The sequence below is a fragment of the Pedobacter sp. SG908 genome (assembly GCF_011759615.1).
In the GTDB taxonomy this organism is placed as follows: Bacteria; Bacteroidota; Bacteroidia; order Sphingobacteriales; family Sphingobacteriaceae; genus Pedobacter; species Pedobacter riviphilus.
Map to the genome: position 1 here is coordinate 2,744,180 of NZ_JAAOYY010000001.1, position 25,384 is coordinate 2,769,563.

The 25,384-nt window shown below is 40.6% G+C and carries 15 protein-coding genes; 5 read left to right on the forward strand and 10 right to left on the reverse strand.

Annotated elements, in window-relative coordinates:
• Positions 1-113 precede the first annotated feature (113 nt).
• The 6 genes from FHT21_RS11205 to FHT21_RS11230 form a co-directional block, all read right to left on the reverse strand.
• Positions 114-608, reverse strand: a complete 495-nt coding sequence (locus FHT21_RS11205; protein WP_167294752.1) for a hypothetical protein — start codon at positions 606-608, stop codon at positions 114-116.
• Between the two features lie 100 nt (positions 609-708).
• Positions 709-1,191, reverse strand: a complete 483-nt coding sequence (locus FHT21_RS24945; RefSeq protein WP_347878497.1) for a response regulator — start codon at positions 1,189-1,191, stop codon at positions 709-711.
• A 560-nt stretch (positions 1,192-1,751) separates the two neighbouring features.
• Positions 1,752-3,263, reverse strand: coding sequence for a family 43 glycosylhydrolase (locus FHT21_RS11215; protein ID WP_167294753.1), 1,512 nt, complete (start codon positions 3,261-3,263; stop codon positions 1,752-1,754).
• A 1,358-nt stretch (positions 3,264-4,621) separates the two neighbouring features.
• On the reverse strand, positions 4,622-10,363 hold the full coding sequence (locus FHT21_RS11220) for a LamG-like jellyroll fold domain-containing protein (protein WP_167294754.1): 5,742 nt from the start codon (positions 10,361-10,363) through the stop codon (positions 4,622-4,624).
• A gap of 1,545 nt (positions 10,364-11,908) precedes the next feature.
• Entirely contained in the window at positions 11,909-12,160 is a 252-nt protein-coding gene (locus tag FHT21_RS11225; protein ID WP_167294755.1) for a helix-turn-helix domain-containing protein, read from the reverse strand.
• Positions 12,161-12,284: 124 nt separating this feature from the next.
• The gene (locus tag FHT21_RS11230; RefSeq protein ID WP_167294756.1) at positions 12,285-12,674 is read right to left on the reverse strand and encodes a helix-turn-helix domain-containing protein; all 390 of its coding nucleotides are present in this window, start codon (positions 12,672-12,674) and stop codon (positions 12,285-12,287) included.
• Between the two features lie 205 nt (positions 12,675-12,879).
• On the opposite strand from FHT21_RS11230, the gene FHT21_RS11235 reads away from it, so the two are divergent.
• Complete coding sequence (locus tag FHT21_RS11235) at positions 12,880-13,764, forward strand: PhzF family phenazine biosynthesis protein (protein ID WP_167294757.1); 885 nt, start codon at positions 12,880-12,882, stop codon at positions 13,762-13,764.
• A gap of 885 nt (positions 13,765-14,649) precedes the next feature.
• Here the strand turns inward: FHT21_RS11235 and FHT21_RS11240 are convergent.
• The 4 genes from FHT21_RS11240 to FHT21_RS11255 all read right to left on the reverse strand — a co-directional run bounded on the left by FHT21_RS11240 (position 14,650) and on the right by FHT21_RS11255 (position 17,961).
• The gene (locus tag FHT21_RS11240) at positions 14,650-14,994 is read right to left on the reverse strand and encodes a DUF4288 domain-containing protein (RefSeq protein ID WP_167294758.1); all 345 of its coding nucleotides are present in this window, start codon (positions 14,992-14,994) and stop codon (positions 14,650-14,652) included.
• A 160-nt stretch (positions 14,995-15,154) separates the two neighbouring features.
• Positions 15,155-16,090: a DUF6268 family outer membrane beta-barrel protein gene (locus FHT21_RS11245; RefSeq protein WP_167294759.1), complete on the reverse strand. Its 936-nt coding sequence runs from the start codon at positions 16,088-16,090 to the stop codon at positions 15,155-15,157.
• Positions 16,091-16,156: 66 nt separating this feature from the next.
• Positions 16,157-17,044, reverse strand: a complete 888-nt coding sequence (locus tag FHT21_RS11250) for an SDR family NAD(P)-dependent oxidoreductase (protein WP_167294760.1) — start codon at positions 17,042-17,044, stop codon at positions 16,157-16,159.
• 53 nt (positions 17,045-17,097) lie between these two features.
• Complete coding sequence (locus tag FHT21_RS11255; protein WP_167294761.1) at positions 17,098-17,961, reverse strand: AraC family transcriptional regulator; 864 nt, start codon at positions 17,959-17,961, stop codon at positions 17,098-17,100.
• A 787-nt stretch (positions 17,962-18,748) separates the two neighbouring features.
• Here FHT21_RS11255 and FHT21_RS11260 point away from each other — a divergent pair.
• From FHT21_RS11260 to FHT21_RS11275, 4 genes are all read left to right on the forward strand, one after another.
• Positions 18,749-19,516: a methyltransferase domain-containing protein gene (locus tag FHT21_RS11260; protein WP_167294762.1), complete on the forward strand. Its 768-nt coding sequence runs from the start codon at positions 18,749-18,751 to the stop codon at positions 19,514-19,516.
• A gap of 432 nt (positions 19,517-19,948) precedes the next feature.
• Positions 19,949-20,542, forward strand: coding sequence for an RNA polymerase sigma-70 factor (locus FHT21_RS11265; protein ID WP_167294763.1), 594 nt, complete (start codon positions 19,949-19,951; stop codon positions 20,540-20,542).
• Positions 20,543-20,642: 100 nt separating this feature from the next.
• Positions 20,643-21,797, forward strand: coding sequence for a FecR family protein (locus tag FHT21_RS11270; protein ID WP_167294764.1), 1,155 nt, complete (start codon positions 20,643-20,645; stop codon positions 21,795-21,797).
• A 286-nt stretch (positions 21,798-22,083) separates the two neighbouring features.
• A complete protein-coding gene (locus FHT21_RS11275) occupies positions 22,084-25,377 on the forward strand; it encodes a SusC/RagA family TonB-linked outer membrane protein (protein ID WP_167294765.1) in 3,294 nt (1,097 codons plus the stop codon).
• Positions 25,378-25,384: the final 7 nt, after the last annotated feature.

The window sequence follows — 25,384 nt, forward strand, 5'->3', positions numbered from 1 at the left end:
TTTATATTGGTTTTCTAGTTAGCGCTTGATTGTAGTTGCATTACCGTTGTAGGTAAGACTGTAGTTTGCCTTTTGCTTAAATGCTAATACCTTGGCTGATTTAGGGATAATCACTACGACCTCAAATGTGCTACTTCCTGCTGGTGCTGTCCCAAACCGTAAGGTGTTTCATTCTTCTGCGCATCGAATGGCTGAAAAACCCGATAGGACGGCTCTCCGTTAAATACTTTATGGATAAGTGAAAGTCTCTCGGTTTTTGTTTGGGCCAGTAATACTTTACCCTTGGTAACAGAATAAGTAATTAAACCAGTTTTTGTGGATACTTCCACTGTTAACAATGAAGCACTTAAGGCCACCTCGGGTGTGTTGGTTGTTGTAAATTTAACAGCTGCATCTGATAGCTTTACAGCCATTAAACTTCTGTCGTCAGGAATGATCTGATCAGATACCTGTTGAGGTTTTGTTTTCTTAATTCTGGAGGCAGAATTTTGAATCGGGATTTCTACCCCTGAAGTTGTTTGCACATCATCTTTTACCTGTCCGTTTACATTTATCTGAAGTAGAACACTACCTATAAATATTACGGTGCCCACCCTAATTTTTTGCATAGAAATAGATACAGTTTTATACCTGGTTAAATTATTTCTAAAGGTATCTGTACAAAAAAAAGCGAGGGTGCTCAAATGTTAACAATCACCTATACATATGTTAACAGATTAGGCTAATAAATGTCAAATGGGCTGCATCAAGTTTAATAATGCGTATTCTAGAGTCTACGGTATAGATGGAATCTGACAAATATTTTTCAATATGAAAAGACAACTGTCTGATGAACTTATCATCAACAGATTCAATTTCTGTTTCCAGTGGTTTAAACGTTACCTGCTTTTGGTAGGTTTTTTTTGAAAGTGCCTGCTGCTGCAGTAAGTTCTTTATTTTCGATAAAAGAATCTCAAAGTTAAAAGGTTTGGGCATGTAATCATTGGCACCGGTTTCAAGGCCCATCAATTGTTCATTTTCACTAGTTAATGCAGTAAGTAATATCACAGGTAAATGAGCCGTACGCTTATTCGCTTTAATTTTCCGGCAAAGATCAATACCGTTCATTTCGGGCATATTCACATCACTAACAATCAAATCAGGGTGTATAGAAAGTGTTTTTTGCCAGCCTTCTTTACCATTTACTTTCACTTTACCACCCTGTGGTGTAAATTTAAAAGCATTCGAAAGGAGATTAAACAGTATCCTTTCAATTTTATCATGGTCAAAAAAGGTAACCAGGCTCTTTCTATCGGTTTGAAAACTAAAACTGATTTTCTCTCTGTCGGCTATATCGCTAAAGGAAAGTGACAGCTCCTGAATGAAAGAAATGATATCTCCTGTTTTAGGGTAGGTTTTTGCGCTGTATTTTTCCTCAATGCTCCAATCGAATGACAGAGCTATAATGCATCACCCGGTATCATTAAATCCTCTACTTTTGGCTGAGGCTCTATAGCCAATTAAAAAAATTTCCAATTATAATCAATAACTGTTTCCTTTCGTTGTGATACTTATTTTGAGCAAATACGACGCTACAACTCGACATAAGTAAAATACCACCATTAAACTTCCCTATGGTGATATTGAACTTACACGAATGGTGTTTTGACCCGTAAAAATTATATATAAATGTGATACTAATTTCTTTTGACGGCTTAAAAGCTAATCTGGATAAATTAGGCTCCCTGATATTATCGGCAAATAAACTATAATTATTTTATGGCTTTATAGTTAAAGTTCTTAAACGTTACCTTCCCCTCTCCTATGGAACAAAGTCCTATCCGTAAGCTCAAAAATCCACTAAATACATTATGGTGCATGGCCGAAACCTCAAAAGAGTTTTCAATTTTATTCCAGTTCACACCATCCTTGCTATAATACATATCCACCGTGTTATTTATATTTTTCAGACGAAGGAATACATGATTTTTGACTATATCTTTTTCTGCGGCAAACTGCCAGCCACGCAAATTAGCGAGTATATCGTCTTTGTTAGCCAACATGCCTGAAGATGCACCGCTATTGTAAAAAAGAACCAGACCTCCGGTTGCTTTTCCTTCGATTAACATTTCTACATCTACGCTATAAGAGTGGTCTTCAGGAATACACAACAACGGAGAACTATTGCCTACGCCATTTCCCTTTGCTTTAATGGTTAAGCTGTTATTGGCTAATTTAAACCGATTGGTATCCAGTTCCTCGAAAAATGACCATTGTGGCTTCAATTTATTTCCTGCGAAATTATCGTTCAGCGTAAAGTTAGATGTAGAGGTGGCCAAATTTGGTTTTTTAATCGGTCCGCTATCATTTACGTCCTTCTTTACCTTGTACCAACCATCTTTTGTCCATTCTATTGGCAGTAATAAAGTTTGGCGGCCTTTGTTGTAAAAGTCTTTTTCATAAGCGTGAAATATCATCCACCAGTTGCCCTTTACATCGTCAATGATGGTACCATGCCCTTTTGAAGCCCATTTCTCAGTATTGTCTTTTGTTCTGATAATCGGATTATATGGCGAATTTTCCCATGGTCCCAGCAATGATTTTGAACGTGCAGAAACAACCATATGCCCAGTTACTGGACCTGCTGTTCCCCCTTCGGCCGCAGTAATATAATAGTATTCTCCTCTTTTAATTAATTTTGGGCCTTCCAGACAAAAACACTCAATAGACCAGTTTCTTGGGATAGGCCAGCCTTTGTAAGAAGACTTTTGCTCACCTATTATTGATAGTCCGTCATCAGACAAGGGTACAAATCCGCCATTACTAAAGAATAAATATCTTTTGCCTTGCTCATCTGTGATATGTCCAGGATCGATGTTGCTAATTTTCAGATCAACCGGATCACTCCATTTGCCATTGATTGAATCTGCCCAAACCACATAGTTGGTGCCATTAGCGGGGAAATAGATGTAAAACTTGTTTTTATATTTCACCAGATCGGGAGCCCATACATTGCCGATATGCTTGTGCAAAGCATGGGTTACAGGCTTCCAGTTGATCAGGTCTTTTGAATGCCAGATTAACAAACCCGGATAATATTCAAAAGACGAATGAACCATGTAATAATTATCGCCATCGCGCAGTATACTCGGATCAGGATAATCCCCAGAAAAAATTGGATTCGTGTAGAAACCCGGGGTATTCGGTTTCTGGGCTGACTGAGATTGTGCTATTGCACAAATACTAAATTGCAGGAAAAAAATTGTGATTATAAATTTATTCATATTATTATGGGGTAAAAAGTATTGCTAACCTATAATTATAGGCCTGATTATTTATTATTTCTGTGTAATTCCTTTCCAATTGTTTATTCTGAAGAGGTATGGCGGTAAGCCTGCTGAATTCATCAGGTTATATGCAGTGCTATTCATATCTGTCTGATCAGGTGCTTTTTTTTGAGGGGGGAGTAATATAAAGGGAACAAATTACTAGTCTGTGAGTGTAAGCCGTCTGGCTTTGCCATCGTCTGCAATAACAATTATTACCGCAGAACGGGAAAGACCAGCACTGTTAGGTACCGTAGTAAACTTCGATTCTGTAGTCCCCTCATTTCCGGTCATCTGGTTTAACTGTGATCAGAAGTCTGCAGGTTTTTTAAGACTCCATTTAGCATTACTCGTCACTATTATAATGGAGATTCCCCCTTCTGGTTGAAAACCACTTCAGATAAGCAAACCTTGAGTTGTGGTGCATCTCTTTCCTCTTTTTAAAAAATGAAGTATTGATTGATAGGCTTGCCAATTGCACACCTATTGATGGATTACTTTATTTTCACAAGCCTGTATAATCTATAGTAGCTTCAATAAGCCTCTGATTTGGACGGACATGCCACCATCTGGTTGACCCTAGATTCATTGCGTTACTACTTTATGAACTTGCCCATGTAATGCATGATCTATAGTTGCTGGTTCTGATTTAACAATATCTGCCATTAATAAAGAAAACTACCATAAATATGAGAGCTGGCAATTTCCTGATAAAAGTTGTTCGGTTCATCTGAGTTTATATATGGTTTCTTAAACAAGTAAGAGTAGTCTAAAATGATTAGCTGTTATATCTAGTGAACATTTATCTTACTAAAATAACAAGTCAATAGTCTAAGGTTACTGGATTTAATGTCAAAAATAGTTTTAGCTCAGACCTGGGGATGCTTCAAATGATAAAAACAAGGGGAATTTTGTTAACTGCGAGGTTTTAATTAGAAAATCGCAAGATTTAAAGCGACGGATAAAGGCACAAAACACTAATAATAAACACATTAAAACAACACAAACTTTAGCGCAGCTACGGCCATATGTTTTCCAGACAAACTGCCGTCTGAATTTACCGGATCTTCAGCAACGCTTGGCTTACTGCACCCACAAAAGATGGTTAAAGCGCAAAGCATGAGTTTATTCATTTTTGTTTTTATCGGCATAGGATATGTATAAATGGGTTAAGCTAATTTGGTAATAACAATATATTTTCAAAGATTAACTGCTTGTATTTAAAGCAACTCCAATGAGGCATTTATTTCTGAAGTCTCTAGGTGTTTTAACACAAAAGGTTGCTTTAGCAACCTTTTGTGTTATGGAATTCTTATTTATTTATCGACGATCAGCCTGATCGGTGTCAGGTTATTTAGGTACACGAAATAAACACCTAAACGGTAATTTCCGGAAAGGCCTACCTGCAGGTCGCGGTCTGCGGCACGGTGGCTTCCGCTCTGCATTATCCTACCCACAACATCCCTAACCGTTACCTTAATGTTTTGATCCCTCAGGTCAGGCGTAAGCCTCACTTTGAAAGACTGCTCTTTAACCGGGTTAGGATAGATGATATTGCTGCTTGAAGATTCTGGAGCAAGGGCTTGTGCCGGGATTATACCTGATCGGGATTGTATACCTGAAAGATTACCCGATTGGCTGAAGCCAGCGCTTGTACCTTCGTTGGCAATCTCCGTATCACTTAATGCCCTGCTGTAAATCTTAAACTCATCAATTGAGCCCTTAAAAAGGGGGTCATTGAACTGTGATTTACCCAGGTAATTCAACGTAGTGCCCGTAGTTGTACCTGAAGCGGTGAGCTGCGAAGGTTTAATGTTCAGGTTGGTATTGGTGGCTGCCAAAGTACCGTTAATGTACAGCTTTGCTGTATTTCCTGATTGGGTAACGGCCAAATGTGTCCAGGTATCCAAGGGGAAAGCAAAGTTCGCACTTACGTTTAACTCTGTCCCGCCGTTTTTAGCGGCATAACGAACGGTTGATAGTTTTACCCCATTTACAGTAGGCGTTCCCTGCTGAACGGTAAGGAACATATATTGTGCAGTACTGTTCCCAAAATCAAATACACGCATCCAGTTAGATAGTGCATCCATCCTTACCCAACTCGAAACGGTGAAATCGGATAAAGTTTTTACAATTCCTGTTGGCAGGGTAGCATAAGAAGTACTTGTTCCGTCTAATTTAATCGAAGTTCCATCTTGCCCGGTTGCACGGGTTGCGGTTGCGGCCAATGTTCCGTGGGTAGCTCCCCAGTTGTCAATAGCGCGGGTGCCACCAGTCTCATTAAACTTTAGGTAAACCAGCTGGCCGGCAGCAGGTTTTGCGGTTACTGCTGCGCTGGGAGAACCTTCACCCTGACTATCAACTGCTGTAACCACATAATAATAAGTAGTTCCATTGCTCACACCGGTATCGGTAAACATATTGGTCGTTACATTTGATAAAGTTGCATAAGGACCACCCAGTGCAGTTGAACGTTTCACATTAAAGCTAAAACCCGGAAGAGCATCCCATTCGACCACATTTTTGGCATCTCCCGAAGCAACAATAGCGTTGCTGACCATCTTCTCTACCGTTAAGGTAATGGTCTGTTTTCCAGGGATACTATCATTAACAGCGCCGATCACCAGCGGGAATACACCGTACTCGGTTGGGGTACCGGATATGATCCCGTTTGAGGCACTCACGCTTAAACCGGCAGGTAAACCTGTTGCCGTATAATCGCTCAGTGCATTAGTGCTAATAGTATAGCTAAATGGCCTGCCTATCACAGCAGTTGGTTGGGTATTATTCGTAATGGCAACCGACAATACTTTTGATTGCGGAATTGCAGGCCAGTAAATTGAATTTCCTACCTGCGAAGCAGTAATCGCGCTTGTCCCCGTACTAAGAACACGGACTTTGTTATTTACAATTTTTGCAACTGTGGTATCTGAACTGGTATAGGTTACCGGAAGCCCGGATGTTGTAGTAGCCGCAGGATCAAAATCAGCATCCCCCATGAGTTTAGGCGCAATGGCATTCATCGTGATCGACTGGCTGGTAAATGCCGAAGCGATCTCCGTTGTACTTAAGGCCCTACTATAAATCTTAAACTCATCAATTGAGCCTTTGAACATAGGATCTGCGAATTGTGATTTACCCAGGTAATTCAGCGTGGTGCCGGTAGTGGTGCCGGCAGCGTTCAGCTGAGAAGGCTTAATCGTAACTCCGGTGCTGCTGGCTACCAAAGTCCCGTTGATATACAGGCGAGCCGTATTTCCCGATTGGGTAACAGCAAGATGTGTCCAGGCATTCAGCTGCAAAGGATAATTAAAACTGACTATTTGCTCTGCTCCTCCATTTTTAATCCTGTAACTAATGGTCCGTGTGGTCACGCCATCTACTGTAGGCGTTCCTGACTGGACGGTAAGGAACATATATTGTGTAACCGGTGTAGCACCAATACCAAAATCAAATACCCGCATCCAGGTAGAAAGTGCATCCATCTTCACCCAGGCAGATACCGTGAAATCATTTAAGCTGCTCACAATGCCTGCCGGTAAGCTAGCATAGGCATTCCCCGAACCGTCCAGTTTAAGGGCATTTCCGGATTTCCCGGTATCCCGGCTTGCCGAAGATGCTAAAGTTGCATGTTTAGCACCCCAACTATCAACGGCACGTCCGCTTGTTTCGTCAAATTTGAGGTAAGTAAGCTGGCCAACATTTGGCGAGGCCGTAACTATAGGGCTGGAAGCCGAGCCATCTGGCGAAGCAACCTGGTAGTAATAAGTATTCCCATTACTCACACCAATACTATCGGTATATTTGGAGGTACTGATCGTAGCGAGTGTAGTATAAGGACCAGCCGATGCCATTGCGCGTTTTACGATATACGTTTTGTTCGGGATAGAGTCCCAGTCCAGGATGTTTTTACCATCGTTACCAGCCGCTTTCAGGTTGATCGGGATAGGTCCTACCGGTTCAAAACGGAATGGGAAGCTATAAGGAATGGGGTCGTTATCGCTTCCACCTATAGTAAGTATTTTATTACCACTTGGATACCAGTAGCCGTTTCCACCATTTTGTGCCCGCTGAATGGCATACGAGGTTCCGTCAAAGTAAAAATTCATTGAATTCCAGACCAGCGAAAAGGGCGTAACATTACGACCAAATTGTGCACCCTCGCTCAAATAATTGCTAAAAGCTGCAGGGGGTGTACTCAGGCAGGAAATTTTGTACCTGCCGTTACTCTGCTTTCTGACATCCCAGATCTGAAGATATGGATCGGTGCTTGCCAGCTCAAATAAAGGTGTATTGGTTTCGTTTCTGGTAAATAAAGAATCGCTTGTAGTAGGTTTAATATAATAATATCCATCGGCCAGCATATTCGTCTGATAATATTTAGCCGCTAAGTACCGTTTCATGGCATTGTCCAGTATGGTAATATAACCGCTTATCTGTACAGCCGTAGATTGTGTATTATATTGAGACTGTACATAGGTAATGCTGTCATTTAATTGCGCATTGGCTGTTACCGGAAATTTACCCGGCACATTGGTGGTACTCGTTGCTGTGGTATCGCGTAACTTGATGGCTTCAGCAAGTTTTTTCAGGTAAGCCGTACTCAATTCCTGTGCAGAAACCAACTCCAGTCTAAAAATTTGGTTTGTGCCATCAAGCCACCTGTTAATGTTCATTGTAGTTCCGTCTGAAGTACTTGAACCTGGAACTTCCAATGCTTTCTGGCTTTGTTTACCTACGATGTTAAAAGTTCCGTTCTCCCGGTCCTTAATCGACCAAACCTGGGCCTGATCAGTATTTGAATAGGTACGTTGTTCAATAGCAGCGCCATTAGTTATAGCGTTGTTTACTACATCCAATGCCTTTCCGCTAAGCAAATTGATTATTTTGTAATCGGTACCCGATAGCTGGCTTATCGTCCAATGCTGGCCGCTTGTAGCATCGTAAGTTTTTTGCCCTATCAATGCACCCTCTGCAGTAGAATTATTTTTTACCCCAACTGCTTTATTACTATTGGTTGCTATAATACGATAAATACCTCCTTGTATGCCAACAATTTGCGGAACAGGCGGTGCCTCAGGCGTATCTGAATCTGCTGGTGAATCAGGACTTGTGCCTGCTGTATTTACTGCACAAACTTTGTAATAATAGGTCTGGCCGTTAGATGCACCTGTATCCTTGAAACTGTTCCCCGTAAGGCCAGAGGCAATGGTGGTATAAGTCCCATTTACTGAAGACGACCGTTTAACGGTATAGCTATCTGCACCGAAAGAAGAAAGCCAACGGAGATGCATCTGGTTATTTCCGGCATAAGCATATACAGAATGGGGTGCTTCGGGCAAGGTAACTACTCCACCTTGCCCACCGGTAACACTTACATTTTTGAATACAGCGGTATTTAAAACACCGTTTGCGTTCGAACAAACCGCCAATCCGATATAAGCCGTGCCGGTAAAACCTTCATACCTGCCTTGTACTTCAGTAGCCCAGCTGGTACCATCAGGTGAGTAATACGTGTTAATCACATCACCTATGCGTTCAATTTTCACCCAATAAGCATCCTGCGGGATTGGTCTTTCCGCTTTTTCCCAGTTGGAGCCTCCCCTAACCTCGGTCCATCCATGCATAAATGATTCGGCACGCTTGCCAGATTTAACAGCAATCCATATCCTTTGCGCAGAATTAGGGCTAAGATCTGAACGCAGCATTACCCCTGCCCGTGCATTCAGGGCACCACCTCCGGCCGTTTCCACTTTGGCAATGATAGAACAGTTCCCCGTTACTTCTTTATATACGAAGTGAAATCCGTCAGCTCCATGGGTCAATATTTCTGTCCCGCTTCCCCTTACCGTCCATACATTATTGTTGTAGGTACTGCTACCTGCTGGTGAAGCTGTGCCGATATCAAGATCGGTTAAACCGCCTGTTCCCACTTTTGTAGGTGGAGGGACAGTTTGGGTTTGCGCCGGGACCGTAGCAGTAGAATTATCCTCAGATTTATAAAACCAGGTATAAACGGGATCAAACCGACCTGGGATGGTATTAAGTCTTTTAGTGATGTAAGGGGTAGGAATGTTTTTACGTACCTTATAGGCACTTTGCAGTAAGGTTAAGCCCCATCTTCCTCCATCCCATCCATAGGGTGCAGCATTAAAATAGTACCAGTCTGTAGTACCAAAAGGCACAAAGCCGATGGTTTTTCCCGTGTTGGTTTTTGCAAAATATTCTCCTAATGCAAGCAGCCGGTTATCCAGTTCAGAATAAAGGTCTATCCCTTGCTTCCAGAAAACTTCTGCGGTAAAGGCCATCCCGCTCCACATACCATGAGAATGGCCCTGGTCTCTTCCGCTTTCCCCATGTTCTCCACTCGGCAGCGTATTTTTAAATCCGGTAGAACCGATGTACCGCATCAGGTGAACGATATGCGCCATTTTTATCGGATCATCAGAAAAAGCGGCGATAGCGGCTCCTCCGGCTATACTCAATGTGCCTTTATTGGCTGGTCCTAAAGCATAACCGGCACAACCGGTACGCGGCCAGTATACGTTGTTAAACAGGTTTTTTACAGCTGTGGTATTTTCGGCTGTCCAGCCGCTCCAGCTTCCGCGAAGAATAGAGGCCGCACCGCCATAGGCATAAGCGTAATCACCCAAATCGAGGTTAGATTCAATTCCGTTAAATTCCGTTTGGGTAGTTGCCCATGCCATTAGAATGTCCCTCGATTTTTTAGCATGCTCCTCATTGCCCGTTAAGCTCCACATCATGGCCTGAAAAAATGCAGCAACCATATCCCCTCTCCACGGGTTAAGATTTACATTCGGGTTGCGGCTAACCGTGGCAAAAGGGTGTGGCGTGTAAGTCAGTTGCGACTTGCCATCAGCAGCCAGGATATCATAAGCCTGTTTCCAGGGATAGTCTCCGGCCTGCACATGCGCTTTCAGGGTACTCAGATCGGAAGCTGATAGCGGAATACCTGGATGCACGAAAGTCTGGGATCGTGCAGAGAAGCAGGCGCTCAAAATGAATAAAAGCAGGATAAAAAAGTAATTGTTTTTCATAGTCAATAGTTTAGTTTATCAATTAGTTATTTAAGTATTGCAAAAATTGAGATAGCACCTATGGTCTTTAACGGGTTCTTCACTAAAAAAGAGTGTCTGACCCATTGAATGGTGCCAAAAGCAGCAGAATGGCATATTACCTTCCGCTATGCGTTCAGGAAGGTGCTTACAGCCAATAGCCTGGGCATGGTGCGTTTTAAATGAGACCATTTGTTAATTTATTCTGATAAGATTTTAGCATAGTGCGTTGGGGATGAGGCAACGCAGATTCATTTGTTAAATAGACAAATGAATAGAGAAAACATACTCTTCTTATAAAATATATTATACAAATTAAAAATTATTAATAAACTATATTTGCATGATATAGAATACATTGTTTGGTTAGCCAAATATACACCACGTAAATTATAATCATATTACATATTTGTTAATCTAGTGATTTAAACTGTGTATTTTGGGAATAATATCCATACCTGTACGTTTCAAACTGTTCAGTAGTCACTATGGATTTGTAGCCTGATGCTTATCGCTCGGAGAATATCAGATTCTTGTTGTGCCCCTCTATTCCCCCCTTGTCAATAATCTTTTAGAATGCTCCTTTTGCTTTGCAAAAGCCCTTACGAGTTACCAGAAGCACTTAAAGAATAGCAGTCTGAACAGGCCTGTAGAAGGTTGCATCCGGATGTGACCGTAGAAAAGTTAACTTCATTTCTTTCTGTAATACAAGAAAGATACTAGTAAGGCATGTAAGAAACATGATATAACCTTCACGATTTGCTCAATGCAATACTAAAACTTGCAGATAATACCGGGCTTGCAGTGTAGTCAATATTGTTTATTTCCTTGGATATTTATTCCAAAGCCATTTTCAAGCAACCTATATAGCCATCCTATATATTTATTTTAAAAGCAGTGTATAAAATAATGACGACCGTTTCAATCATGATCTTAGTTTTGACGAAACCTCCAACATTCTGAAATATTCATTTCGCCCAATAACAGTCCTTAAATGGAACAAGAATCGGCAAGTTATCAACACACAGGCGAGATAACCACCGATGTTATTTTAGTTTTTGCATTGCTACTTTTTTGACATAAAAATCTGGCTTACAGATAGATGTATTTTCTGTATCGGCAAATAATCCCCAAAACAACCACTAATTTCGACAACATACAACAATCAACTTACTTATCATCAATAAGTTACATCAATATTTCTCCACCAACTCTTTGGAGGTTTGCCACTATTTTTCGCATTTTTGTTGCTCATTTGTTGCTCGAGCGACTGAAATTTTTCCCAGAAAAAAAATCATGGGTGAAATGATGTCGCTTATCGACACTTAACGACACTAAAAAACATTAAACGGTGCTAATAAGCCACTATTTGAGGGGAAATTACCACTGATGTTCTGGGGGCTAAAAGTCCTGTCGACTTGTAGCAAATGCAACAAAATTATCAGCAGATCAATAATGGCAGGATTAAAGCAATTCAGCTTAGCGAACGGAAAATACTGATCAAAAGAAAGCATTTGGATAATGCCTTTAAACAGGTCGATTTTCAACCAGGTACAATCGTCTGCCTGGCTTGCTTACCGGTATTTCCATTCTACTGACTTTAGAGTATAGGGATTGCACGGAAACCTTTAGGTAATCAGCAGCTTCCTTTACCGTTAAAAGGTCACTTGATCCGTCATCCGCCGGATTAAGGTCTGATACCATTTCTTCGATCCGTTCTACTTTTTCAAATAACTGACGGATGATTTCGGGAAGTTTCTCAAAGCCAAATGGTTCCATAGCGCAGTCTAATTTACCGCAATTTTGGGCATTATTTTGCTGCTATTATCCAATATTGGACGGATTGGACTTTTGATGTATTGCCTGCAAATTCCGATCCGCCCTTCTGCGCATTTACGCTGATCTAAGCCGGGAAGCAATTGATCATTGCCTTGATTTTCTCTCGGTGTCTCAATCCCCATTCTACAAGGGTTTCTGTTACAGGAAGTACAGTATAACCATACTCGGTGATCGAATAGGCTACAGTTACAGGTTTAGAATCGATTACTTCTCTCGAAACCAGGAGGTTCAGTTCCAAGTCATGGAGTTCTTTAGAAAGCATTTTAGCCGAAATCCCCTCAATTTCGCGTTGTATTTTCTTAAAGGTATTTCGCTGATCAATGCGGTTTACCAAGTAGCGCATAATCCTAAGTTTCCATTTTCCACCTAAAATTTCAAGACTATCGCGAATAGCCGATAGCTCTTGTTCACAGGTAGCTTCTTTTAATTCTCCGTTAATATTCGTTGAGGCCATGTCTATAATAGTTAACCCAGGGTAACCGGTTACCTTGGGTTAACCCATAACAAAAATAAACTATTGCGGTTTAATTTTGAGATGAATTCTAAACAAAATATCATGGTTACAAAATTTATCTATTATTGTTCCTGTATTAGAAAGTTATACGGAAGGATTGAAAACTATACCATACTTATAGGTTTAAACAATTAAATCGCAAAAAATGAGAAAACTAGATTATTACATACTGGATGTTTTTACCACCCAACGCTACACAGGCAACCAGCTTTCTGTTGTTCATACTCCTGATGCACTCAGCCTTGATGAATACCATAAAATTTCCAGAGAATTTGGTTACTCGGAAACCTCGTTTATCCATTATAGCGAAACTACCGGAGCTCTTGAGGTGAGGTCATTTACACCTGCCGGCTTCGAAGTTAATGGAGCAGGACACAATTTGCTTGGTGCAGTTATCCTTGCGCTTTTAAAACAATGGGATATTTTTAAAACACAGACTACAGCAACTTGGGTCTCCATTAATGGGACACCAATCGGTGTAAATGTAACTCAAAAAGATGATCACCTATTTGTTACAATGAAACAGCATCCTGCAGAGATTATTGGAAGTGTGCCTTCTGCAAAAATTTCAGCCGCTTTGGGGCTTGATGCTGAAATGCTTGGTAGCAATGGCTGGGAAAATAAGATCGTAAAAACTGAAGTAGCCCATTTGATGGTCCCCGTTAAAGACCTTAATGTACTAGCGCTTGCAATTCCCAATAAAACACGCTTAAAAGCAATTAGCGAGGAATATGGTTTTGAAGGATTTTATCTTTTCTCGACGGCACCTTCAGCAAAAGGGTACCTTGCCAGCGCAAGGTTTTTCAATCCAGGTATTGGCATTGACGAAGATCCCGCTACAGGTACCGCCGCCGGACCACTAACAGGTTATCTTGAAAAACTGGGGCATATCCAAAAACAGAGTGACCATATCATTTTCCAGGGAGAACAGACTGGTCATCCTTCAGAAATACATACGCGCGTAGAAGACGATGGAATAGTGGTTAGCGGCTCCTCGGTAATTGTAATGGAAGGCAGTCTTTATCTATAGGCAAAGCAAAACCGGTAACAGCTAATGTCTGTTACTGGTTTCATTTTATAGAATTAGGATATTTAAGGTTTCAACACATTAGCGCTATTATTCATTAACGGACTTTACCAGCTCTTCAAGCATATTTACAAAAAGTTTCGCTGCAATCGGATCTGTACTGCCCTAATACCAACCAAACAACAGCACATTTTACTGGAACAAACAAACGAGCCATATCTAGCGGATTGCCCATTCAAAACTGCTATCCCAAAAGCCAGTTGACTCCTGGTGAATAACTTGCCTGATCAATTACAGGCAAAACAATCAGCAAGCCATAGACAAAATCAGCCATCATAAAACTAATTATAGAAATGTATATGAAACTGATTATGGAGATAAGAATAGTTGCCCCATAGATTATAGGAATATACCCCATAGCGAGAATTAAGAAAAAAATACGGATACTGTATATTGGCAATAAAAAGTATGGCAACCTTGCCATTCTGGCCAATAGTCTGCAAAATATGAAAACCACTTGTATTTAAGTCTGGGGTTTATTAAGTTTAAGAAACAAACCGTTATGAACCAGAACCCAATTGTATTATACTAGATGCTAACAACAATGACAGTTTTCTGAGCTATACTCAAAATCCAGATAAGATTTCTAGAAACATCACTCATTTTGGAGAAGAATATGCCCAAGATATAGAAATACGAAAATTTCTTATACAAACTTGAATACCTAAAGTCCCATTCTTCCCGGCCGTTTTATCCCATTTTATTAAGCAGTAATACCCCTTCCCCTGAATAAAACTTCACATCAATTTCGTATTTCCCACTTGATGCTTTTAATTGTGGACCTACAAAAAACCTGGTCCTAGAAAAATCTCCGCCGACAATACGTATCTACCTGGACTGAATATTCTGTTCAAGAAATATTTTACGCAGTTCGATTTCATTCAGATAAGCCATTATATCTGGTGGCTCACGTAAAATGCTGCTTATTTCAGATCCGTCGGCAGGTGGATCTATCTCAAAAAGATCCGCAATACAGACAAACTTCCATCTAACCGGTTCACCCAAATAATTTTTGAAAGAAGGATGAAAACCGTCAGCCAGATTCCCGGCTTTCTCAAATGCACCAGCAAGGCAATCAGATTCAATTATTCTTTGCTGTTCATCAAACTGACAGTGGTAACTCCCTTCTCCGCTAACTATCTGATAAATATACTTGACCAAGAACCATTTCATAATATTAAGTAAATAAACACCGCCGGCTTATTATTGCATCTGCAAATTTAAACGGCGTTTTTTGGTGATTTTTTATGATTTGCATATATTTATCATGAATAAAATTGATTCAATCTTTATGAAAACCAACTTAAGCTCAAGAAATAGAGCTGGCAACTAATTAAAACCGATAATTAATGCCTACCCCAACAGAAATGCCATTTTTATTATATTCCGTTAGCGGAATCCGATCATCCAGGCTATCAAACGGAGCTAAATCTATTTTTTCATTTTTATCATAAAAGCCTAGCTTTTGAACATAATTATAGCCTGCATTTATATCTACCGAAAACTGTTTGGATGGCAGATAGGAATAAAATAAAGCTATTTTCGACTGCTGGGCATGAAAATAAGTGGAATTCAAAATTTCGGATAATCGGTACGTACCTCCACCGATTCCGAGATTGTTAATTATACCAATATCATTTTTATCCGACAGGCTATATTTTAATTTCTGGTTAATCGGCAATGACCCCGATAGATTAACCCGGCTGTTGATCTGCCAATCAAATCCCAATAAAGGCAGGAATAAAGCGCCAAAAAACTGCTTTGAATAAACTGCTCCAAGAGAATAGGAAAATTTGTCTGATACTTTCACCTTTAATGCAGCGGCTCCCGTATAGATCATATCTTCACCAGAGAAATCATTCAGATCGGATGAAAGTGTCGGAATAAAAGATACAGAAAGCGAGTATTTTCTTGAAAATGATTTCTGATAGGTTAGCGGTACGGAAAATGAGTGAAAGGAAGAAGAGCCATCGGCAAGACTGTTTCCATTAAGATACAATCCTGTATAGGCTATTCCGGTAAGTAAAAAATCAAGTTTGCCATCTTTTAGTCTACTGTACATCGGAAATATTAAGCTTGCATTTGCTTGCTGGGTGTACATATTTTCTCCGTTTACCTCAAAAGGCGAATAAGTATAATCGGCTTTGAAAGAACCCAGCTGGAGTGCGGGTTTTACAGCGTTTTGGCTTGACGGGTTTTCCTGCGCCTGCGCAGTTAATTTAAGCAGTACTGAAATTACAGCTGCCAGTATAGATACTTTTATTTTCATGTTATTATTTGTTAAACCTCTAATTCGTACGAGGCTGGGTTTGTGATGAGATTTATAGATAAAATTTTATACGGATTGATTTAATTCTTTTTGCATCGCCTTCTTTGTGAGATAATCGATGATTTTTTCCGGTAGAAGAGATATGAGAAAATGTTGGATGGCATGTGGCCAGTATGGTATTATGCTTTTTCTTCCGCAGCCCACAACCGATACCACGTGCTTGGCATATTTTGCCGCACTTGGCCGCATAAAGGTTATGGATTTGGTATTGGTTCCGGTATTAACACTTCCGGTAACCAGCGAAATCACTTCAATATTCTCAAGCTCACGGGAAAGTGAAATAGAAAAGGCGTTATTATAAGCCTTTGTGCCAGAATAAACCGCTAGATAAGGGGGTGGATATATTCCGGCGTATGAAGAAACATTTAATATAAGCGATGGTTGGCTACTAAGATGTGGCAACAGATCCTTTGTGAGCTGCGAGGGAAAAGTGGCATTGAGTCTTATCGTTTCAGCTATTTCATCATTGGAAAATTCTCTCAGCTGGCCTATCGGGCCAACGCCTACATTATTCACCAATATATTTATAGTCAGCCCATCTATTATCTCCGTATCCATGTGGCTGTCCTTACCCCCATCGTGGTTTATGCAAACCACCCTGCGAGCCGGAAAAAGCTCCTTTATTTCCAGTGCTACCCCATTTAACTTATCCTCGTTCCGCCCGTGTAAAATAATATTGGATCCTTGTTCAGCAAGCTCAAAGGCAACAGCTTTACCAATACCATCAGTAGAACCGGTTACCATGGCAAAAGCATCATTGTTAATATATTTTTTTAAACCTGAGCCCCGCAGATAAGGGTAAAGAGCATATATTAAACTTAATAGCAGATAAATACAGGATATGAATCCTATAATAAAAACAATATGATATCCCATTTCTAATTTTTTGAACAAAGTTAGAATGGATGGATATTGCAGGAAATGGATTAAATAAGGTAGCTATTGGATTATTTACGGTAGTTAGCTCTAAAACTAGAGGGAGACTGCCCATGTGCACTGGAAAAATAGCGGGTAAAGTATGCATGATCGGTGAAGCCCAGCATATAGGCTATTTGTTTTACCGTATTATCGGTAGCATAAAGCAAGCGCTTTGCTTCCATCATTACGGCCTGCTGTATCCAGAACCCGACGGTATAGCCGGTGGTTAGCTTAACCGCTTCATTTAGGTAGGCTGCACTGATATTCAGTTCTGATGCGAAATCAGAGGTACTTTTATACGTTTTAAAATGTTTCAAAAGCAACCGTTTAAATTCCCGGGTTAAAATTTGCGTTCGCAATGTCGCGTCTTCTTCCTTTTCTATCTGTTGATAGGCAGAGGCAAAAATACCCACGCAGGCCCCTATCAACGAATGCATTACTTGCGGCATAAAACTTAGGGCATCATGATTTTCATTAATATCGGCCATTAACTGAAGGCACTTATCTAATGATACGCATTCTAAATCGGGTAAGATTAAAGGTTTACACTGGAAATAATGGTGATCAAAGATTGCCCGATAGTCATCGCTTATAAAATTAATATCGATGGTAATTAGCCAGGCTTCTGTATCATCACAAACAGATACACCATAGTGCACCTGGCCGGGCAATATTGATAAAACCGAACTTCCACTTAATTCCACATCCCTGAAATCAACAACAATTTTACTTTTTCCCCTCTTTTGAAAAATGAAAAGATAATGATCGTCCCGACGGTGTGCAGGTTTTAAATAGGATACCGTACTCGGTATGCCGCCGATAAACTTATTGACACTTATCACCTGATCGGTGATATCTTTTAAAGAATGTGTCGAAATATTATCTGTTATCATATGGCTCCTATTTCAGAATTATTGGTCAATTATAGGAATAATATTTTGTTCAGGCTTATTTAGGTTGGTCTCCGTTATTTGAAATGTCTTGTCGCGCCTAGTGAATTCATAATATACACTTTATGCTCAGCCGCTTCGAATGTATATTGTTTTATTACAGATTCTAAGTCTTCTCTGTTCTCCCTTTTTTCTGACTCAATGATAATTGGAATAACCCCACATTATTTTATCATCCTGCTCTTGTCTATTTAAAGAATTTGATCAACCTCTAGTGTAGGAAATCTAAGAACGATAAGCCCGAGAATGCACAACACAGTTAAACATTATCCTTTCGAACAAGGGATGTTTTGCAACCCCTCTTTATCCATTTGGCAAGCAGCGAGATTAAACCTAAGTTCACCGCCACTGAGAACACGATCTAGCGCTAGTTTAGATAAAAAGTGCAGCCCCTAAGGTTTGCAGCGCGAAAATAGTTTCGAAATAGAGGAAGCTTAGGCCAAAATGAAATTAATTAATATCCCCATCTTGTATACGTACTACCCTGTCAGGGACAGACGCGGCATCCTTTTCGAACAAAAGATACAGCAGATGCACAGGCGCGGAAGATAACAGCCAAATTTATCTCAAAACTGTAAACCTATGTTAGTTGTTAGTAGAAGACAGTAGCATTAACGATTCGCGAAGACTGACATTGCTGCCCAATTTATTCAACTTTTAGCCTAAAAAATCATTATTTAAATTAAGTAGTTATTCACCATTTGTAAAGTATCACAAAAAAAAGGAAAATATGCCCTGGAATCCAGAAATTTACAACAAGTTCAAAGACATCCGTTATCAGCCATTTTTCGATTTAGCGGATTTTATCCAGCCTGCTGAAAAAATGAAAGCAATTGATCTGGGCTGTGGTACGGGTGAGCAGACAGCCATCCTGACTGAAAAATTTGAACAGGCCTTTTTTGTGGGCGTTGATACTTCTGCCGAAATGCTGAGACAGTCCAACGCGCTGGAAAGCGATCGGCTGCATTTCCGCCAGTCGTCTACGGAGGAGGTAAACAGAAGTACTGAAAAATGGGACCTAATCTTCAGTAATGCTGCCCTGCAATGGTCTGATGATCACCAGCAACTTTTTCCAGGACTGATCCAAAAGCTCCATACCGGAGGGCAATTTGCTGTACAGATGCCGGTACAGAAGGAAAATTTACTTAACAAAATACTTTTCGAACTTATACAGGAATCTCCTTTTGAAGATTTTCTGAAAGGCTGGAAGCGGGCTTCCCCAGTATTGAGCATGGATGAATACGCGCAAATATTTTTTGACCAGGGGTTGGAAGATATCCAGGTCGTTCAAAAAGTCTACCCCATTATTGCCAGCGATTACCAAACGCTATATAATTTTATTTCCGGCTCTTCGTTAATCCCATATCTGGAGCGCCTTGAAGGGGAACAAAAAGAGTTTTTTATCCGTACCTATCAAGAAAGGATCGCAAAACATTTCCCGAAACTTCCTGCTATTTATCCTTTTAAACGATTACTTTTATACGGTAAAAAAGCTTGATTATTCACGAAAGACTTCAGCAATTAAATACTTTAGTTTCGATCCAGTAATTGTGTTGGAGGGTATCCAAAGTCTTTTTTAAGAACATAGGAAAAGTGAGAAATGTTTCCAAAGCTAACCTAAAAAAATTTGCCTGTCACTTTTGCTCCTCTACAACATGTTGTGGGCGAATTTAAGACGTTGTTTTAGCCACCTTTGCGGAGTGGATTAACGGGCAAAAAAATTGGACGGAAAATTCTGCCCCTGATACCCGGACCTCCGGAAAAATGGGCATCGTAAGTCACCGGATTCGTGAAGACCGTGCAGTTATGGTTACACTTAACCAATTTCTTCAGGTGCAGCTTTTAAAGGTGGGACAATTTAGGTGAATGACGTTATTGCACCTTTACAGCAGATTATTCTATATTTTCTTCTATATTCGTTTTATAAACTATGCCATCCCTAAACCATGTACCAGATATCGAACTGATCTTGCTGATAAACCAGGAAGATGAGCAGGCATTTACCGAAATTTACAACCGTTATTGGGAAAAGATGGCATCTTATGCGGTGAGGTTAACCAAATCGGAGGAGGAAGCTGCTGATATAGTGCAGGAAATCTTTGTATCGATCTGGAACAGAAGGACTACCTTAGTGGTTAAAAGTACTTTAGGGGCTTATCTTATTCGTAGCACCCGTAATTTATGCTTACGGTATATCGAAAGAAATATCCACAACAGTGATTTTTTAGATAAAATAAACGAACAAGCGGTTGATAATAGCCTGAATATTGAAGAAAGCATCTCGTTAAAAGAATTACAGGAAAATATTGATCTGGGGATTGCCAAATTGCCTAAAAAAATGCGCGAAGTTTATCTTTTGAGCCGCGATGAACAATTGTCGTACCGCGAAATAGCCAAAAAACTCAATATTGCTGAAGGGACAGTTAAAAAACAGGTGAGCAATGCGATCAAAATAATAGCCGATTCTCTAAATGGCAAGCTCTCGGCTACCATGATGGCCCTATTTTTACACCTTTTAAAGTGATAAAAAACTTTTTTTTATTTTTTTTTAAATAAATCTACCACCAAAACCGCTTTTTCGGAATATCTATTTGTAAGTCACACTCAATGCGCTTCAAAAACCTATGAAAACCGAACAGGCAAAACAATTAATACAGCATTATTTAGATGGAACAGCTTCTGCAAAAGAAGTGTATCTGGTTGATTCTTTTGTGGAGCAGCAGTTACTGGAAAATATTTGGAATGCCGATGAAGCGCAAAAAGCGGCTTTTGGCGAAAAGTTGAAAGCACGCATTGATGCACAAAGGTTAAAAGGGGAAGACAACAGGCAAAACCAGGTGGTAAGACCTAAAACCATTACCCGGCGCCTGTGGATCATCGCCGCTTCGGCAGCAGTGCTGGCTTTATGCTTAATGGGTAGCTTGTTTGCGATCAAGAACAGGACTGAAGACCGGTCAGAGCGCTATGCCAACGATGTGGCACCTGGTGGTAACCGCGCCATTTTAACGCTTGCCGATGGTCGCAAGATCGATTTATCAGATAGTAAAACCGGAGAACTGGCCATTACAAAAGGACTAAACGTCAAAAAGGCTGCGGACGGCTTACTGATTTTTTCTGTTATTGATAATGGAGGAGCAAAAGAGGAAGGAAGAAATAATACCGTAACGACCCCGTCAGGTGGCCAGTATCAGGTAAAACTGCCCGATGGCACCCTGGTATGGTTAAATGCAGAAACGAAATTCACCTTTCCGAGTCATTTTAGCGAAAAAAACAGGCGGGTAGAACTGGATGGAGAAGCCTATTTTGAAGTGAGCAAAGATAAAAACCACCCTTTTATTGTTAAGAGCAAAAAACAGGAGGTAGAAGTTTTAGGTACGCATTTCAACATTAACAGCTATGAGAACAGTTTAGGCACCAAAACAACACTTTTAGAAGGCTCGGTAAAAGTAAAAGGAACAAGAGGTGAAAAGATAATTGCCCCAGGTGAGCAATCGGTACTGTATGGCAATACCATTGAGGTAAATGCAGTAGACCCGACATTTGCCATCGATTGGAAAAATGGCGAGTTCAGGTTTAAAAACGAACCTTTACCCAGTATCATGCAGAAACTATCGCGGTGGTACAGTGTTCAGTTTGTGATGAATGTTCATTCTGAGCAAATGCCTTCTTTTTCGGGCTCGGTATCGCGTTTTGATAATATTTCTGAAGTGCTTAAAATGCTCGAAGAAACAGGAAATATTAAATTTTATATCAACGGTAAGGTAATAACCGTAAAATAATATTGCCAACAGCCTTAACCACGCTGTTTAAATAAATCAATATCAACTAAAACCAGAAAAAAATGAAGAAACCACTACAGGAACAGCGTTAAATAACACAATAGGTTTAGAAGAAAAAACCATGGAAGTGTTGGAAGCACGACCATGGCTATGATCTGAGTTAACCTTTTAAAAACGAATTCTAAGGTCCATTTACGCATTAACCCAAACAAACGAAAGTATGAATATTTATCCTTTTTATCAAGGAAGGCATTCGGCATGCCTTCCTAAAAAAATCCTGTTAATTATGAAACTCACCATCATCATCATGACGACTTTACTCATGCATGTTAGTGCCAGTAGTTTCTCGCAAAAACTCACCTATGCGGCTAAAAACATAACCGTAGACCGGGTTTTTAAAGAAATAGAAAAGCAAACCAACTACAGGGTATTGTACGCCACCAGTACGCTGAACGATGCGGCAAAGGTGAACGTAAACTTTAAAAATACGCCACTCAAAGAGGTAATCGAATACCTTTTAAAAGATCAGCAGTTAACCTACAACATTGAGCAAAATACAGTACTGATTAAGAAGCAAGAGCGCTCATTTATTGAGAAAATAGCTTCAGTTTTTACTTCATCGCGCTTTAACGGCCGGATTGTTGACGAAAACAATGTACCACTTGTGGGTGCAACCATTACCGTTAAGGGCAGTAAAAAGTATGCCTTAAGCGGATCCACTGGAGCATTCGTCCTCGATCTGGAAGAAAATGATGTGCTGGTTATTTCTTACATTGGCTACGAAACCAAAGAACTGAAAATAACACGCGGTTTATTGCAGAGTGGTGTAGCCAGTTTGCTCGATATTAAATTAAGCCCTTCGGCTTCATCTTTAGATCAGGTGCAGGTAGTTGGTTATGGTAGTACCACCAAACGCAATAATACAGGTGCAGTGAGTTCGATCACTGCCGAAGAAATAGGTAAACAAACAGTAGAAAACCCATTACTGGCGCTGCAAGGCCGCATTGCCGGTGTGCAGATTACGCAGGATAACGGTTTGCCAGGTGCTGCTGCCCGGATGAATATCCGTGGCGCATTTACTGGCGTATCTGGGGCAGGTTATATTCCATTGTACATTATTGATGGTGTTCCTTTTACCTTATTTAATGGTGCCCAGCCAGCTACCGATAATCTGAATGCTAACGGAGTAAGCGCTGCAAACGGCGGTGTGAGTCCGTTCAGTATCATTGCACCTGAAGATATTGAACGTATCGATATCTTGAAAGATGCGGATGCAACTGCCATTTACGGTTCGCGCGGATCAAATGGCGTGGTATTAATTACTACCAAAAAAGGAAGTAAAGGTAAAACGGCTTTTAATTTCAATGTCAATTCGGGTGTAAGCAATGTGGCCAATTATATCCCGATGATGAATACGCAAGAATACCTGGCTACCCGTAGGGCTGCCTTTGCACGTTCGGGCGTTACCCCAACCACTGCCAATGCCTTAGATTTAACGGTGTGGGACCAGAATGCCTATACCGACTGGCAAAAATACTTTATTGGCCATACCGGGCATACCACTAATGCTACCGGATCAGTTTCTGGAGGCAATGCACAAAATTCCTTCCTGTTTTCTTCAACCTATCGTAAGCAAAGCACTGTTTTTGGAGGTGATTTTGGCGCCACCACTTTTTCAAGCAGGTTAAACGCTGGTCACAAAAGTAGCGATGGCCGCTTTAATATAGATGGTTCGGTAAACTATACTTATATGAAAAACCTGTTGCCCTCTACCGATTTGAGTACCATTTACAATCTGGCGCCTAACTATCCCTTGTACAATGCCAACGGTAGTGTAAACTGGACATCTACCAGTCCCCTTTCTTACAGCCCTAAAACAACCAATGCACAAACCACTAATTTGTTCAGTAATGCAAACCTTTCGTACCGCATTATCGATGGTTTGGTGGTTAAAGCCAATTTGGGTTACACCTCAACCCGTTTAAAACAACAGCAAATTAACCCGGCCAGTTCGCAAAATCCGGCTACTGCGCAGGTAAGTTCGCTAAGGTATACTGATAATGATAACAACAATTACATTATTGAGCCCCAGGCGGTGTACACCACCAAAATTGGAGAAGGTAACCTCGAAGCTTTAATCGGTACCACTTTTCAGCAGACTAAAGCAACAGGGATCTTTTTAACCGGTACTGGATTTAACAATGAAAAGCTGATCAACTCATTGTCAAGTGCTTCTTCGGTGGTTACCTCTTACAGTGCCGATGCGATATACAGTTACACTGCAATTTTTGGCCGCTTAAATTACAACTGGCAGGGCAAGTACATTGTTGATGGAACCTTCAGACGCGACGGTTCATCACGTTTTGGGGGTAACAACAAATTTGGGAATTTTGGTGCTGTAGGGGCATCATGGATTTTTACCCAGGAAGATTTTATGAAGAACCTTAGCTTTTTAAGCTTTGGTAAATTAAGGGCCAGTTATGGTATTACCGGTAACGATCAGATCCCGAATTACGGCTACCTGTCACTTTATACCTCTACTGGTTCTAGCAATGTTTACGATGGGGTAAGTACTTATGTTCCTTCGAGTATTCAAAACCCTGATTTAAAATGGGAGACCAATAAGAAGCTGGATATAGCAGTAGAATTGGGTTTCTTAAACGACCGGATTTTGCTAAAAGCTGATTATTACCGCAACCGTGTTTCTAACCTGCTAAACTTTATTACTATCCCCTCTCAAACAGGTTCAACCGGTTATACAGCCAATTTAAATGCTACGGTACAAACCAAAGGTTTTGAATTTGAGTTGAATACCATTAATGTAATAGCCGGCGGTTTTAAATGGAATACCAACCTGAATTTAACCATCAGCCGCAATAAATTACTGGCTTTTGATAATCTCGAAAATACTTTTTATGCCAGTTCTTATATTATCGGACAACCAACTGATATCAGGAAGTTTTATAAATATACAGGCGTTAACCCGGCAACAGGTTTACCGACTTACCAGGATTTAAATGGCGATGGCAGCATTAGTTTTGCTGGCGATAGGTATGTGGGCTATTATGGCCATCCTTACTTTGCCGGCATGAACAATAGCCTAAGCTATAAAGGTTTTGCACTCGATTTTATGTTCCAGTACAATCATCGTTACGGCATATTAAATTCGACCTTAAGCTCAAGCCCTGCTGGTATTAACTACACCAACATGAGCACTGCCCTGTTAGACCGCTGGGGAGCGGCGGGCGATACAGCGCTTTTCCCGGCTGCTTCTACCGTTAACGATCCATCTTATGGAAACTTAACTTCGTCGGATGTAAACTGGGGCGACGCTTCTTACCTGAAACTGAAAACAGTAAGCCTGAACTATACTTTCCCCAAAGCAATGGCCAGTAAATTAAAACTATCCAACCTCAGCGTGTACGTACAGGGGCAAAATCTTTATACCTGGGCCAAACAGAAATACACTTACGACCCTGAAACTACCTTGCCGGGCACTGGCCCGGGTTTGGGCACAGGCCAATATATTGCCTTCCCGCAGGTGCGTACCATTGTATTCGGTTTAAACTGTTCATTTTAATCAAGGA

Coding starts and splice junctions, on each gene's coding strand:
- FHT21_RS11205 (WP_167294752.1), bottom strand. CDS start 608: ATGCAAAAAATTAGGGTGGGCACCGTAATATTTATAGGTAGTGTTCTA.
- FHT21_RS11215 (WP_167294753.1), bottom strand. CDS start 3,263: ATGAATAAATTTATAATCACAATTTTTTTCCTGCAATTTAGTATTTGT.
- FHT21_RS11220 (WP_167294754.1), bottom strand. CDS start 10,363: ATGAAAAACAATTACTTTTTTATCCTGCTTTTATTCATTTTGAGCGCC.
- FHT21_RS11225 (WP_167294755.1), bottom strand. CDS start 12,160: ATGGAACCATTTGGCTTTGAGAAACTTCCCGAAATCATCCGTCAGTTA.
- FHT21_RS11230 (WP_167294756.1), bottom strand. CDS start 12,674: ATGGCCTCAACGAATATTAACGGAGAATTAAAAGAAGCTACCTGTGAA.
- FHT21_RS11235 (WP_167294757.1), top strand. CDS start 12,880: ATGAGAAAACTAGATTATTACATACTGGATGTTTTTACCACCCAACGC.
- FHT21_RS11240 (WP_167294758.1), bottom strand. CDS start 14,994: ATGAAATGGTTCTTGGTCAAGTATATTTATCAGATAGTTAGCGGAGAA.
- FHT21_RS11245 (WP_167294759.1), bottom strand. CDS start 16,090: ATGAAAATAAAAGTATCTATACTGGCAGCTGTAATTTCAGTACTGCTT.
- FHT21_RS11255 (WP_167294761.1), bottom strand. CDS start 17,961: ATGATAACAGATAATATTTCGACACATTCTTTAAAAGATATCACCGAT.
- FHT21_RS11260 (WP_167294762.1), top strand. CDS start 18,749: ATGCCCTGGAATCCAGAAATTTACAACAAGTTCAAAGACATCCGTTAT.
- FHT21_RS11265 (WP_167294763.1), top strand. CDS start 19,949: ATGCCATCCCTAAACCATGTACCAGATATCGAACTGATCTTGCTGATA.
- FHT21_RS11270 (WP_167294764.1), top strand. CDS start 20,643: ATGAAAACCGAACAGGCAAAACAATTAATACAGCATTATTTAGATGGA.
- FHT21_RS11275 (WP_167294765.1), top strand. CDS start 22,084: ATGAAACTCACCATCATCATCATGACGACTTTACTCATGCATGTTAGT.